Source organism: Maribacter sp. UBA3344, assembly GCF_002362375.1.
In the GTDB taxonomy this organism is placed as follows: domain Bacteria; phylum Bacteroidota; class Bacteroidia; order Flavobacteriales; family Flavobacteriaceae; genus Maribacter; species Maribacter dokdonensis.
On the sequence record NZ_DERI01000017.1, the window covers coordinates 50,377 to 64,093 of the forward strand.

Annotated in this window: 10 protein-coding genes; 8 read left to right on the forward strand and 2 right to left on the reverse strand. The window is 35.7% G+C overall.

Features of this window, described 5'->3' with window-relative positions; translation table 11 throughout:
• Window positions 1–25: 25 nt before the first annotated feature.
• Entirely contained in the window at window positions 26–1,126 is a 1,101-nt protein-coding gene (locus B2Z27_RS11405) for a type I phosphomannose isomerase catalytic subunit (protein WP_286813752.1), read from the reverse strand.
• A gap of 595 nt (window positions 1,127–1,721) precedes the next feature.
• Between B2Z27_RS11405 and B2Z27_RS11410 the strand changes: the two genes are divergently transcribed.
• The 5 genes from B2Z27_RS11410 (at window position 1,722) to B2Z27_RS11430 (ending at window position 9,418) form a co-directional block, all read left to right on the forward strand.
• A complete protein-coding gene (locus tag B2Z27_RS11410) occupies window positions 1,722–4,757 on the forward strand; it encodes a SusC/RagA family TonB-linked outer membrane protein (RefSeq protein WP_099191247.1) in 3,036 nt (1,011 codons plus the stop codon).
• A 26-nt stretch (window positions 4,758–4,783) separates the two neighbouring features.
• Window positions 4,784–6,313, forward strand: coding sequence for a RagB/SusD family nutrient uptake outer membrane protein (locus tag B2Z27_RS11415; protein WP_058105192.1), 1,530 nt, complete (start codon window positions 4,784–4,786; stop codon window positions 6,311–6,313).
• A gap of 205 nt (window positions 6,314–6,518) precedes the next feature.
• On the forward strand, window positions 6,519–7,220 hold the full coding sequence (locus B2Z27_RS11420) for a FadR/GntR family transcriptional regulator (RefSeq protein ID WP_058105191.1): 702 nt from the start codon (window positions 6,519–6,521) through the stop codon (window positions 7,218–7,220).
• A gap of 118 nt (window positions 7,221–7,338) precedes the next feature.
• Window positions 7,339–8,628 (forward strand): MFS transporter, encoded by a 1,290-nt coding sequence (locus B2Z27_RS11425; protein WP_286813753.1) that lies wholly within the window; start codon window positions 7,339–7,341, stop codon window positions 8,626–8,628.
• A gap of 28 nt (window positions 8,629–8,656) precedes the next feature.
• Window positions 8,657–9,418, forward strand: coding sequence for an SDR family NAD(P)-dependent oxidoreductase (locus B2Z27_RS11430; protein WP_058105189.1), 762 nt, complete (start codon window positions 8,657–8,659; stop codon window positions 9,416–9,418).
• Window positions 9,419–9,470: 52 nt separating this feature from the next.
• On the opposite strand, the gene B2Z27_RS11435 is transcribed toward B2Z27_RS11430, so the two are convergent.
• On the reverse strand, window positions 9,471–10,487 hold the full coding sequence (locus B2Z27_RS11435) for a LacI family DNA-binding transcriptional regulator (protein ID WP_058105188.1): 1,017 nt from the start codon (window positions 10,485–10,487) through the stop codon (window positions 9,471–9,473).
• A gap of 150 nt (window positions 10,488–10,637) precedes the next feature.
• Here B2Z27_RS11435 and B2Z27_RS11440 point away from each other — a divergent pair, with 150 nt between their 5' ends.
• From B2Z27_RS11440 to B2Z27_RS11450, 3 genes are read left to right on the forward strand one after another with little or no spacing between them, the layout of a single operon-like run.
• On the forward strand, window positions 10,638–11,684 hold the full coding sequence (locus tag B2Z27_RS11440) for a sugar kinase (protein ID WP_058105187.1): 1,047 nt from the start codon (window positions 10,638–10,640) through the stop codon (window positions 11,682–11,684).
• Window positions 11,685–11,720: 36 nt separating this feature from the next.
• Window positions 11,721–12,941, forward strand: coding sequence for a 6-phosphofructokinase (locus tag B2Z27_RS11445; protein ID WP_286813754.1), 1,221 nt, complete (start codon window positions 11,721–11,723; stop codon window positions 12,939–12,941).
• A 7-nt stretch (window positions 12,942–12,948) separates the two neighbouring features.
• Window positions 12,949–13,617 (forward strand): bifunctional 4-hydroxy-2-oxoglutarate aldolase/2-dehydro-3-deoxy-phosphogluconate aldolase, encoded by a 669-nt coding sequence (locus B2Z27_RS11450; protein ID WP_286813755.1) that lies wholly within the window; start codon window positions 12,949–12,951, stop codon window positions 13,615–13,617.
• The last annotated feature ends 100 nt before the right edge of the window (window positions 13,618–13,717 follow it).

Below are 13,717 nucleotides of genomic sequence, written 5' to 3' on the forward strand. Positions count from 1 at the left end.
CAATTACTTATTTGGAAAATATCAACTATTTAGGCGGATAGCAAAGTAATATTTTCGATGCTATTTTTGATTTAAAAACGACCTCCTCTATAGCGGCCGAAAAAAATATTTCATCGCCTTGAGCAAAACTATACTCCTTACCTCCACTAATGATTGTACCCTCACCGTAATAAATAACAGCAACAAAAAAACTACCATTAGCTTTTAAGGAATGTTCACCATTTACAGTTAAATCCAATTCACTTAAACCAAAGCAATCTGTATGGCTTTCATTAAATATTGTATTCAGGGTATGTTTATCAGATGAGTCAATGGTCTTTGGAGATACTTTCCACCTTTTCAACGCCTCTTCATAAGAGCAACCATCATAATGAAAACAGTCTAGCATATTTTGCTCACCAACACCTTGGTGTATTAACTCATCGGAAATTGTTAATCCCGCGGGAGTCACTTTTTCTACTCTCATAGTATAATCCGTAGGCTCTTGTACTTCCATTAAAAAACACCCACTACCAATGGCATGTGGCACTCCGCCATAAATCATATAAGCATCACCAGGGTTCACCTCTATTTTATGAAGGCAGTCTAGCATACCTTCTATATCTTGATTTTTAAATAAGATTTCCCACTGTTCTCGGGTCACTCCTTCTTTAAACCCCATGTAAATGACACTCTTTTCGCCATTTATTTCACGTTTGTTCAATACATACCAAGATTCTGTTTTTCCAAAAGCGGAATCTAACATGGTTTTAGCATAGTCTTTATCCGGGTGTACCTGTATGGTTAATCGCTCTTTTGAGTCCAACATTTTTATCAGCACACCGGTAGTGCCAAATTTATCTGCCAAAGCCTTACCTAAATAAAGTTCTTTGTTAGACGCTACCAATTCCTTTAAAGAATAAGTTCCAGAAGGTGTTTGGACCATAGATAGACCTTCATTTTCAGGTCTACCCTTACCCCTAGCCGTCACAGTTGACATTATCCACTCCTCTGGCATGCTCCCATCAACCTCTGGAGAATCTTTTTTCCATTTATCGATTAAGGCGCCACCTTCATATGTTCTCCAAACCCTGTTTGAAAATTGTTTTAGAGGTATATAAGCATATTGCTGAAAATCGGTATTCATATTCATGTTTTAATATGTGTTTAGAAAAATCAAAAAGACCTATGAAAATCAAATATTTTGAATTCAAGGATTATTATTAAAAAGTAAAAACAATTGAAATTTCAGTGTAGAAAACCGTTCAAATTTAAGAATTAAAATACAGATTTTAGATAAAAAACTAGCATTAATGGATTCAAAATTCATTATCTCAAAAATGTTGGCATTTGTTAATTAAATACCAAATCCTCAATATTATATAGGGTTTAAAACAGATTTAGAAAAATTAAGTCACCCCGAAGATGTTAAAATGTAAATTTCTCTTTTTTTAACGATTAAATAACATATATTTGGTAAACCAAATTGGATAACCAGTTTGGAAAACCAAAATTTTCAACATTACTCAACTTAAATTCGAACTTAAACTTCAATTAATTAAATGACAAAAATTAAGATTAACAACGAGATTACCCCTTAGTTCCACATTAGAACTATGTAATGATTTACCACTGTATACTATAAGCAAGAAGAATTAAAGATCAATCTAGATCAAACAGTGATTAAATGACTTAATCAGGCTTAAAACAAGTCGAACTTAAATTAACATAACAAGACAAAAATGAATTTAAAAACGAAATTAGCATTGATAATGATGTTGTTGGTCAACATTTCATTATTCGCACAAGATGGGTACAACCTGACCGGTACGGTTACCGACGAAACAAATATGCCTGTGCCCGGTGCCAATGTTGTTATTCAAAATACAACAACCGGTACTTCTACAGATTTTGATGGTAACTATTCCATTACCGTTAAAAACGGCGATGTTTTAGAGTTTTCTTACATTGGATACGCTAAAAAATCTGTTACTATAAACGGCCAGCAAACGTTAGACGTTGTACTTGCTGAAGATGCAAGTCAACTTGAAGAAGTTGTTGTTGTAGGTTATGGATCTCAGAAAAAAAGTGATATTACAGGTTCTGTTTCATCTGTAAAATCAGAAGAATTAAACGCTTACCCTGTACTGAATGCAGAACAAGCATTGCAAGGTCGTGCAGCTGGTGTTGTTGTACAGTCCAACAATGGTGGTGAGCCAGGTGCTCCTATCAGTATTAAAATTAGAGGTAATACCTCTATTAATGCAAGTAGTTCTCCACTTGTTGTTGTAGATGGTTTTGTTGGCGCTTCTATGCCACAAGCAAATGACATTCAGTCAATGGAAGTTTTAAAAGATGCATCTGCTACCGCCATTTATGGATCAAGAGGTTCTAATGGTGTTATACTGGTAACTACTAAAAAAGGTAGAAGCGGAAAATTATCAATTGAAGCCAACACTACTTATGCCATTCAAAATATCTCTAACAGATTAGATTTATTGAACGCCAGTGAATTTGCCGATTACCAAAATCAAATTAGAACTAACAACGGTGTAGCCACTCCTTATACTCAAGGACCAGCTGATACAGATTGGCAAGATTTGATCTATAGATCGGGTAGTACATCTAATAACCAAGTTTCATTTTCCGGTGGTAGCGAGAAAATTAACTTCTACGCTTCTGCCAACTATTTTAAGCAAGAAGGTATTATCATAGGTTCTGATTTTGAAAGATTAACGTTCTTATCTAACGTTGATGCTCAAGTAACGGATAAATTAAAATTAGGTATGAACCTTTTTGGAAGTAGAGGAATTAAAAATGGTTCCGCTACTCAATCAGACGGTTCAGTTTCTGCCGGTGGAGATGATGTGATTACATTAGCTTTAAGATATGCGCCAGACCAGCCTGTTTATAACGCAGATGGAACGTACACATTTGGTAATACCGTAGGTGACCCTGTGGACAACCCTTTTGCTGTAGCAACAGAGAGAATAGATGAAACAAAAACTGATAATTTTAGAGCTAACCTTTATGCTAACTATGAAATTATTGAAGGTCTTAGCTTTAAAAGTACTTTTGGTTTAAGTACAGAGAACCAGACTAGAGGTATATACTTACCTTCATTATTAACCCAAACAGCAGGTGGTGAAAGTGGAAGAGCAATTGTAAATACTGATAGAGAAACAAGTGTTTTAAGTGAAAACTATTTGACTTACAACAAAGAATTTGGAAAAAGTAATTTAACTTTATTAGGAGGTTACTCTTACCAAAAAACGGTTTCAGAAAACTTTTTCTCTGAAGCAACCGGTTTCATCTCCGATGGTTTTTCTTACTATGGCCTAGGTTCTGCAACCAATATATTACAACCAGATTCTTCAATATCAGAAGTAGAAATCCAATCTCAATTTGGTAGATTCAACTATGATTATGATGATAAATACTTATTGACTGCAACGCTAAGAAGAGATGGTGCATCTAACTTCTCTGCTAATGAAAAGTATGCTCTTTTCCCTTCTGCAGCTTTAGGGTGGAAAGTTTCCAATGAGAATTTCCTTAAAGATAGTAAGGCTATTTCCAATTTGAAATTTAGAGCTAGTTACGGTGTAACCGGTAACCCATCAATTGGGGCTTACGAATCTTTATCAAGACTTGAAACTCTTTATGCTTCAAGTAACGGACAAACTGTTAGCGCCGTAACACCAGAACAACCAGAAAATCCTAATTTGAAATGGGAATCTTCGTATCAAACAAACTTTGGTATTGATTTAGGTTTAGTCAACAATAGAATATCCATGTCATTGGATTACTATAACATTGATACTAAAGATTTGATATTAACGGATAATAGTATCACCGAATACCTAGGATTCTCAGGTGATGATATTCTAGCTAATGTTGGGGAAATAAACAACAGAGGACTTGAAATTGCTTTAAGCACAAAAAATATTCTTAAAGAAGACTTTAGATGGACTACTGACTTTAACATTGCCTTCAATAAAAATGAAGTAGTTAGCTTAGTAAACGATGCTGATTTGTTTTTTGATGCAACACCAAGTTATTTTAGCCATGATAGAAGTTATATCTTAAGAGTAGGCGAAGAAGTAGGTCTTTTCTGGGGTTATGAATATGCTGGCGTATACCAAGGCGGTACAGCACCAGATGGCACACAAACTTTATCTGGCGGTGTAGCAGGTGATCCATTATTTGTTGATGTAGATGGAAGTGGTGACATTACAGAAGCAGATAGAACAACGATAGGTAACCCTAACCCTGATTTCACATGGGGTTTCACTAACAATTTTACATACAGAAACTTAGATTTAAGCATTTTCTTCCAAGGTTCTCAAGGTGGTGACATCTTTAACTTGACCAATGTTCAGTTAACAAACGGTGATGCAAATACTACAAGAGCATATTACAATAGCGCTTGGACACCAACCAATACAGATACCAACACACCGCGTGTAGGTAACAACAGTAACAGAGAAATTTCTTCTCGTTTTGTGGAAGACGGTAGCTATGTAAGACTTAAGAATATTTCTTTAGGCTATACAGTTCCTTCTGAAGTTTCAGAAAAGTTAGGTCTTGATAACCTAAGAGTATCTTTAAGTGGACAAAATCTATTGACCTTTACAGATTATTCTGGTTTAGATCCAGAAGTTAGTTACTACGGTTCTGGTGGTAACAATAATACTTCTGCTAACACTGCTCAAGGTTTTGACTTTGGTAACTACCCAACAGTAAAAACTGTTACAATGAGCCTTAATTTAAAGTTTTAATAACGAATTAATTTAAAATAAGAAAAATGAAAATATTTAAATTATTACTATTATTGGTAGGTTTATCAATAATGGGCTGTTCAGATCTAGAAGAAGAGCCTGTAGGTATATTATCAGCAGAAGGTTTCTTTGAAACTCCTGCGAATATACAAACGGCAGTAGATGGTTCGTTAACACATGCTATAAACGAGAAGTTCTGGGGAAGAAAATTGTCTATTGCGTTAATGTTACGATCAGACATGGTTAGTCTTGCCTCTAATGAAACAAGAAGAGTTGAAATGAATGAATTCACAACTCTTGCAAGTAACGGTATGATTAGTGAATTTTGGCCTAGAACTTATCAAGGTATTGCCGCTGCAAATGCTGCAATTGCAGGTGCTGAAGATGTAGATGTTGATGATTCCATAAAAAACCCGATAACTGCACAAGCTTATTTTGCAAGAGCATTCTACTATTTTCACTTAGTACGCCTTTTTGGAGATGTTCCTTATATTGATGCTCCTGTAACAGATTTTGACGCTGCTACATCAATTAGTAGAACACCAGCTGCGGAAGTATATGAAAATATTATTTCAGATTTAGAGTACGCAAAAACATGGTTACCAGCAACGGTGACATCAAGAGCAACACCTTCAAAAGCGGCAGCTAGTTCGTATTTAGCCTTAGTTTATCTTACATTGGAACAATGGCAGAATGCTTACAATGAAGCTCAAGAGGTTATAGACAATGCAGGTACTTATAATTTAGCATTAGAGCCTAATTTTCAAAATCTGTTTAATGCTGATGCTATAGACGCATCTCTCGAACCAATTTTTGCATTGGATTATAACAATTTTGAAGCAGACGATAATGCTTATGATCAAACAGCTCCTATGACCGGTATTAGAGGCGACGATAGAAACCTAGGAGGAGGATGGTCTGTAGCCGTACCAACTTTAGAAGTATATACTACATGGGATGCTGCAGATTACAGAAGAGCGGTTAGTATGGATGACGAAGTATCTATTGGAGGTACTGTTGTTGACTACACTCAATTTGACATTAGTGGTCATGAATTCGCAAAAAACAACCCTTACATTGCAAAATACACTCGTTTCCCTGGACCATTTGCCCGTGCGAACGCTAGAGCAACTAGCCATAACTATTCTATGATTCGTTATGCCGAAGTATTATTAATTGCAGCAGAAGCGGCAGTAGAATTAGGAGACAATGCAACGGCGTTGAATTATATCAACCAAGTGAGAGCAAGAGCAAGAATGGGGGGAGAAACCCAAACTGGTGCAGGTGTTACCGTAGTGGTAGAGCCTAGTGATGAACCTGCAGATCTTACAGGTACCGTTACAGTTGATGACGTTTTAGAAGAAAGAAGACTTGAATTTGCTTTTGAAGGCATTAGATGGTACGATATCGCTAGAAGAAGAATCGGAAATGAAGTATTTGGAGCATCTGGATTAGAAGGTGAAAAACCATTTTTCTCTGAAGATGATTATTTACTTCCATTACCTGAAGATGAATTGGAAAGAAACCCTAACCTAACACAAAACCCAGGGTATTAAAATATAGATCATATTAAAGAAGTTGTTTGAGTTGGTTTTTTTAAAAGATGGCTGGCTTTTTGAGATAGCCAGCCCATCTTTTTCCTTACAACAAAAGAAGTTCTGAACATTAGACCGGCGAAAAATTTGTTTATACAGTTATTTTTTTAAATTTGACAAACCAATCTGGTTAACCAATTTTTTCCGTAACTAAAAAATGTGAACTATGAAGTTGGAAATCTTAACAAGAAATGAACATAAGGAACTTCACAATACCATTATTGCTAAAATAAGGGATCTCATACTGAACAAGAATCTTGAGCCAGGTGACAAATTGCCTTCTGAGCGCATGCTATCAGAAAAATTTGAAGTAAGTAGAAATAACATTAGAGAAGCTATTCAAAAACTTGAGTTCTATGGCATATTAAAATCTAAACCACAAAGTGGAACCTTTGTTGCAGATATAGGACCGGTTGCCATGAAAGGGATGATGAAAGATATCCTAGCACTAGAGGATCCAGATTTTAAATCATTGGTAGAAACTAGAATATTACTAGAACTTAAAACAGTTAGACTAGCAGCAAAAAGAAGAACGGAAGAAGATTTGGCTAAAATGGAAGCGGCTTTAGAATCTTATAAAGAGAAAGTCTTGAATAATGAAGAGGCCGTGCAAGAAGATTTACTTTTTCATTTAGCTATTGCCCAAGCTTGTGGAAATAGCACTATAAATAGAATGATGTTGATTATTACGCCAGAGATCATCAACAACTTTGAGAAATATCATGTTTGTGATAAAGACCAAGGTCCAAAACGAATTAAAGAGCATCAAAACATTTTTGACGCTATTAAAGAACAAGATACTCAATTAGCGAAACAAATGATGAAAGATCATTTTAATGAGCTATACAAGTATTGTTACAATATTTAAACGGATGATTTAATTTATCCTAATTAACCAGCTGAATGATAATACAAGGATTTTTATATACCAGCATAAAACGTCCACTTATTCTCATCGGTAAGCAATAACCAATAAATATAGAATTATGAAAGTTAAGGGTTTAAGATGGTGGATAATTGTGCTCATTTTTATTGCAACGGTTATTAACTATATTGATAGAACTGCATTTGCTCTACTTTGGCCAGAGATGGGTAAAGACTTAGGTATGGACAAAGCAGATTATGCTTTCATGTTCAATATCTTTCTTGCCGCTTATGCAATAGGAAAATTTGCATCGGGCAAATTATATGATGAAATAGGCACCAGACTTGGATTTACCGTTTCTATTATTGTTTGGTCTGTAGCATCAGTACTTCATGCCTTTGCAGGTGGTATAGTTTCGCTTTCTATATTTAGAGGAGCATTGGGCTTGGGAGAAGCCGGTAACTGGCCGGGTGCTGTAAAAAGTAATGGTGAATGGTTTCCTGTAAAAGAAAGAGCAATTGCACAAGGTATATTTAATGCCGGGGCTTCCATTGGAAATGTCATAGCACCCTTCATTATAGTATTTCTTTATGCCCAATTTGGCTGGAAAACTACCTATATAATATTAGGAGCCGTAGGACTTTTATGGGTGATTCCATGGTTATTTTTAAACAAATCTACACCTGAAAAACACCCTTGGGTAACCGATAAGGAAAGGAAATTAATTTTATCGGATAGAATTGAAGAGGAAGACACAGGGTCTAAAAGAAAGAGTTTAAGCGTAAGTGCTATACTAAGCTATAAAGAGTCTTGGGGTATTTTATTATGTAGATTTTTTATAGAGCCAATATGGTGGTTCTTTGCTGCTTGGATGCCAATTTATTTAAATAATAAATTTGGATTAAGTATTGAAGAAATCGCCAATACTATGTGGATATCATACTTAATGGCGGCAATTGGAAGTATTGCTGGTGGTATGGTATGTGGTAATTTAATGAAAAAATATTCAGTTGATATTTCCAGAAAAGCTACTATAGTTCTAGGCGCAATTTTAATCCTTATAGGATTTGTAGGTATCATAATGTTCGTAAAACAAGACAACTTTATGACTTTTATATACCTGGCAGGTCTAGCTCTTTTTGGTTTCCAATTTGCAATAGGAAATATACAAACCTTATCAAGTGATTTATTCAGTGGTCCATCTGTTGGTACATTGGCAGGTATGGCAGGAACAGTTGCCGCAGTATCCCCGATGATAATGAATTGGTTTGTTGGTAAAATTACCGCAAATTCTTATACTCCGGCATTTATTGCAATTTGTATAGCAGTTGTTTTGGGAGTCCTATCCGTTCTATTTTTAATAAGAAAAATAGAACCCGTTAAAAAATATGTAAGTAAAAATTTAAAGTAAAATAAAATAGTAATAAATATAAAACAGCATGAGTACAGAAGGAAAAGTAGCAGTAATTACAGGAGCAACTGGAGGAATCGGATTTGCAGTTGCTAAAAGATTAGGACAAGATGGTTACACCGTTATCTTAAATGGAATAGATGACGAAGCTGGTGCCGAAAGAATTAAAGAACTTACTGCAGAAGGTATTACTGCCGAGTACTTAGGATTTGATGTTACCAATGAAGAAGCGGTGGCAAAAAACATTAAAGCAATCGGTGAAAAATATGGTAAAATAGATACATTGGTAAACAACGCTGGTGGTCTAGGTGGTAGATCTCGTTTTGAAGAAATGACAACTGAATTCTATAGAGGTGTTATGGCCTTGAACTTAGATTCAGCTTTCTTTGCTTCTAGAGCTGCAATCCCTTACCTTAAAAAAGGTGAGCACCCATCTATAATCAATTATACCTCTAATGCAGGTTGGACAGCTGGTGGACCAGGTGCTGGTATCTATGGTACGTCTAAAGCAGGAGTTCATGCTTTGACCAGAGCTTTGGCAAAAGATTTAGCTGAATATGGTATTAGAGCAAATGCAGTATCACCAGGTACTATTGACACTCCTTTCCATGCTCAAATTAAAGCTACGAAACCAGAAGTTTTTGCTTCTTGGGCAAATAACATTATGTTAGGTAGATTAGGTCAGCCAGAAGATGTAGCTGGTGTTGTTTCTTTCTTAGCTAGCAAAGATGCAGCTTTCATTACTGCCGAAACTGTACAGATCGGTGGTGGTCAAGCTTTAGGTATTTAATAAAACCTCTGTTTATAATAATAAGGCGTCATTGTATTTACATTGACGCCTTTTATTTTGATGATTCCCTAATGATCAGTTCTGAATTCAATATTAATTTATTCAGTTTTTGTTCAACAACCTCCTTTTCAACGTAACCTAAAAAGGTTTCGGCAGCAAGCCTTCCTATTTGCGCACTATGCTGACTAATACTTGTAATGGTAGGAGTCACCAAAGAAGTAAACGGTTCATTTCCAAAGCCTACCAACTTAATATCTTGGGGCACCCTAATACCTTTTTCCTTAAGAACCTGTAAAGCACCCAATGCGGCATAATCACTTGCTACGTAAACCGCGTCGGGCCTGTTTTTAAGAGATAATAAATTTTCAATTTGCAACCTGCCGTCCTCTAAGGTCAAACCACTTTCTATAAGTAATTCTTCATCTGGTGGCAGATGATGTTTTTTAATAGCATCAACATACCCACGTATTCTATTGTTAAAAATTCTAGTTCTTCTATATCCTCCAATATGTGCTATGCGCTTACAACCTTGCCCCACTAAATGATCTACGATCATATGGCTACTTTGATAATCGTCTATACCAACGTAATCCACATTTAAGTCATTCTCTCCCCTATCAAACAATATTAAAGGAATTCCATTAGATTTTATTTTCTCATAATAAGAAAGATCTACCGTTTCATTCGCCATTGAAGCAATTATTCCATCAACTTGGGTATATAAAAGTGCATCGATATTCTTACACTCCTTTTCGAATGATTCGTTAGATTGGGTAATAATTATATTGTATCCGGCTTTATTGAGAACACCTTCCATATTTTCAACTACCGATGAAAAGAAGTTACTATTTGTTCTTGGTACAATTACCCCTACCAAATTACTTTTACCTTTTCTTAAAGCACTAGCCAAATGATTCGGTTGGTAATTTAATTCCTTAGCAACTTGCTTTACCGCCTTCTTCGTCTTAACACTAATACGGGTATCGTCATTTAAAGCCTTGGAAACCGCTGCCGTAGAAATATTCAAAACATTGGCAATGTCTTTTAAAGTTGTTCTTTTTTTATTCAATTACTTTATATATATTTGTTTAATCGATTAACCAAAAGTAAGACTTTAATTAAAGTAAACAAAAATTGTCTGTTTTGGTTATTTTTTACCTCAAGTGGTTAATCGATTAAACAAATGATAATTTAGTACATATTAAACTTAATAGTCAACATGAAAAAAGTAGTAACATTCGGTGAAATCATGCTTCGTTTAGCACCACAAGGATTTTTAAGGTTTTCACAAGCCAATAATTTTGATGTAGTATATGGTGGAGGGGAATCTAACGTAGCTGTTTCATTAGCTAATTATGGTGTTCCTGTAGATTTCGTAACACGTTTGCCAAAAAATGACATTGGTGAGTGTGCCATGATGGAAATGCGCAAAAGAGGCGTTGGTGTAGATAAAATAGTATACGGTGGTGATCGTTTAGGTATCTATTTCTTAGAAACCGGTGCGGTATCTAGAGGTAGTAAAGTAGTTTATGATAGAGCTCATTCCGCAATTTCAGAAATAGAATCTGGAATGATCGATTGGGATGCCGTATTCGAAGATGTAGAATGGTTCCACTGGACAGGTATTACACCTGCAATTTCCCAAGGTGCTGCAGATGTTTGCTTAGAAGCTGTCAAAGCTGCAAGTGCAAAAGGAATTACTATTTCTACGGATTTAAATTATAGAGCCAAACTTTGGACATATTGTGACGATGCTCACAGAGAAAAAATAATGGCCGGATTAACTGAATATTGCGATATTATATTAGGTAACGAAGAAGATGCCGAAAAGCACTTTGGTATTCACCCAGAAGGTTTAGATGTTCATAAAGATGGTGCTGATGTTAAGGCTGAAGCTTTCTTATCTGTATGTAAGCAAATGATGAAGAAATTCCCTAAAGCTAAAAAAGTGATTACCACTTTAAGAGGTTCTATTTCTGCATCGCATAACACATGGGCCGGTGTTCTTTGGGATGGAAATAAAATGTACGAAACCCGTCAATATCAAATTACCGACATCGTTGACCGTGTTGGTGGTGGAGATTCTTTCATGGGTGGTTTGATCTACGGATTATTAAAATACCCAGAAGATGACCAAAATGCACTTGATTTTGCAGTTGCGGCATCTTGTTTAAAACATACGATCAAAGGTGATGCCAACCTAGTTACAGTTTCTGAAGTTGAGAAACTAATGGGTGGTGATGCTTCTGGTAGAGTTGCTAGATAATTAAAACATTATCCTTTATCCTCTAAAACTAAAAATATGTCTCAAAAGTCAATTTTAATCCTCTGCGGTGGCGGTCCTGCTCCTGGTATAAATACCGTGATCAGCACTGTGGCAAAGGCATTTTTAAAAGACAATTATCGTGTTTTAGGTTTGCATGAAGGTTTTAAAGGAATATTCGATGAAAATCCGCAAATCAAGGAGTTTGATTTCTTCCATGCGGATCGGATTTTTAGTAGAGGTGGCTCCACTTTGATCATGAGTCGTTTTAAACCTAAAAACGAAAAACTAAACACTAACCTGTTTATTGATAATAATGTGAAGCTATTGGTAAGTATAGGTGGTGACGACACCGCCTCTACTGCCAATAGAATTACAGGTTATCTAGAAAAAGAAGGTATTTCAATAGCCAATATTCACGTACCTAAGACTATTGACAACGATTTACCATTACCTGACAGAAACCCTACATTTGGTTTTCATTCTGCTAAAGATGAAGGTGTACGCATAGGTAACACAACTTATGAAGATGCACGTACCAGCCAAAACTGGTTTGTTATGTCTACCATGGGAAGATCAGCCGGTCATTTAGCATTTGGTATTGCGGCAAGCTGCCATTTTCCAATGATGATCATACCAGAAATGTTTAATCGTACGGCTATCACCTTTGATAAAGTAGTACGTATGGTTATTTCATCAATGATCAAACGTAAAATTGAAAACATTCATTATGGTGTTGCTTTGATCAGTGAAGGGGTATTTCATAATATGCCAGATTCAGAACTTAAAAAGTGTGATATCAATTTTACTTATGATGACCACGGGCACCCAGAATTAGGTAATGTTAGTAAAGCGCATATTTTCAATATGCTCGTTCAAAAAAAATTAAAAGAACTAGGTATAGATATTAAAAGTAGACCAGTAGAACTGGGTTACGAATTACGCTGTTGTAGACCTATAGGCTTTGACCTTACCTTATGTACGGTTTTAGGTCTGGGCGTAAAAAAATTATTTGACGAAGGTAAAAGTGGCTGTATGGTCACTGCCAATTCAAGAGGGGAAATTACACCGTTGTTCTTATCGGATATTCAAGATGAAAACGGTAAAATAGCCCCAAGATTAGTAAATATTGATTCAGAATTGGCAGAACAATGCTTTCAAAACCTTTACTATGTAGGTGAAGATGATTATGAGGATGCGAAAAAATATGTAGATCATCCTTCAGACTACGATTTCAACAAAATTTTAAAAGAGAAATAAAAAACAAATGGCACAATATTCAAGAATAGAAGTAGCAAATGTAATGAAGGAATCTGGAATGGTACCTTTGTTCTACCATCCGGACATTGAGTTAGGTAAAAAGATTTTACAAGCTTGTTATGATGGTGGTGCACGTTTAATGGAATTTACAGCTCGTGGCGATTTCGCTTTCGAAGTATTTTCCGAATTGAACAAATACGCTATTAAGAACTTACCTGGTATGATTATGGGTGTAGGTTCTATAACCGATGCTGCTGCAGCATCATACTACATGTCTATAGGCGCAAATTTTATTGTAACTCCATCTTTAAGAGAAGATATTGCTATAGTTTGTAACCGTAGAAAAGTATTATGGTCTCCTGGTTGCGGTTCATTAACCGAAATCAACAAAGCCGAAGAAATGGGCTGTGAGATCGTAAAATTATTCCCTGGTTCTTTATATGGCCCTGGTTTTGTAAAAGGCATTAAAGGACCTCAACCATGGACCAGCATTATGCCTACCGGTGGTGTAAGTACAGATGAGGACAATCTAAAAGGTTGGTTTGATGCAGGGGTTACTTGTGTTGGTATGGGATCAAAATTAATCAGTAAAGACATTTTAAACAATAAAGATTACGCAGGTTTAGAAGCTTTGGTAAAAGAAACCTTGGCTACTATCAAGAAATTAAGATCATAAAGTATAGAGACAGTACCTGAAACATTTTTGTTATCGGGAAAGTCTTTTAAAAGTGCATATTTAAGTTGTTAGTTGGAAAAGGGCATTTAAACTTTGACAT

What these genes read in the sequence shown, in the direction of transcription:
- B2Z27_RS11405 (WP_286813752.1), bottom strand. Translation starts at nt 1,126, where the DNA reads ATGAATACCGATTTTCAGCAATATGCTTATATACCTCTAAAACAATTT.
- B2Z27_RS11410 (WP_099191247.1), top strand. Translation starts at nt 1,722, where the DNA reads ATGAATTTAAAAACGAAATTAGCATTGATAATGATGTTGTTGGTCAAC.
- B2Z27_RS11415 (WP_058105192.1), top strand. Translation starts at nt 4,784, where the DNA reads ATGAAAATATTTAAATTATTACTATTATTGGTAGGTTTATCAATAATG.
- B2Z27_RS11420 (WP_058105191.1), top strand. Translation starts at nt 6,519, where the DNA reads ATGAAGTTGGAAATCTTAACAAGAAATGAACATAAGGAACTTCACAAT.
- B2Z27_RS11425 (WP_286813753.1), top strand. Translation starts at nt 7,339, where the DNA reads ATGAAAGTTAAGGGTTTAAGATGGTGGATAATTGTGCTCATTTTTATT.
- B2Z27_RS11430 (WP_058105189.1), top strand. Translation starts at nt 8,657, where the DNA reads ATGAGTACAGAAGGAAAAGTAGCAGTAATTACAGGAGCAACTGGAGGA.
- B2Z27_RS11440 (WP_058105187.1), top strand. Translation starts at nt 10,638, where the DNA reads ATGAAAAAAGTAGTAACATTCGGTGAAATCATGCTTCGTTTAGCACCA.
- B2Z27_RS11445 (WP_286813754.1), top strand. Translation starts at nt 11,721, where the DNA reads ATGTCTCAAAAGTCAATTTTAATCCTCTGCGGTGGCGGTCCTGCTCCT.
- B2Z27_RS11450 (WP_286813755.1), top strand. Translation starts at nt 12,949, where the DNA reads ATGGCACAATATTCAAGAATAGAAGTAGCAAATGTAATGAAGGAATCT.